The following is a 221-nucleotide window of genomic DNA, read 5'->3' as shown; positions in this document are numbered from 1 at the left end:
AATGATGGAACAACAACTACCGGTTCAAATAACCCAGTAAAAGGAGGTTTAGTAGATGGTACGTATACATTATCAGTATCAGATGCAAACGGATGTAGTTTTACCATTACACCAAACATTGTCATCGCACCATTACCAACAGCACCAGCTTTAGCAAGTGCAGTAGTTTATAATTGTGATGGAACAGGAAATATTACAATCACACCAACTCCAGCAGGAGC

1 protein-coding gene is annotated in these 221 nt (G+C 39.4%); it reads left to right on the top strand.

Annotation, left to right across the window (positions count from 1 at the left end):
* Positions 1–221 (top strand): hypothetical protein (locus Q0873_RS18230; protein WP_299110235.1); only part of this gene is annotated, 221 nt, incomplete at both ends.

It is taken from the genome of uncultured Tenacibaculum sp. (genome assembly GCF_947498805.1).
GTDB lineage: Bacteria > Bacteroidota > Bacteroidia > Flavobacteriales > Flavobacteriaceae > Polaribacter.
Note: the sequence above shows the minus strand (reverse complement) of the source record. Positions and strands in the feature narration are given on the sequence as shown.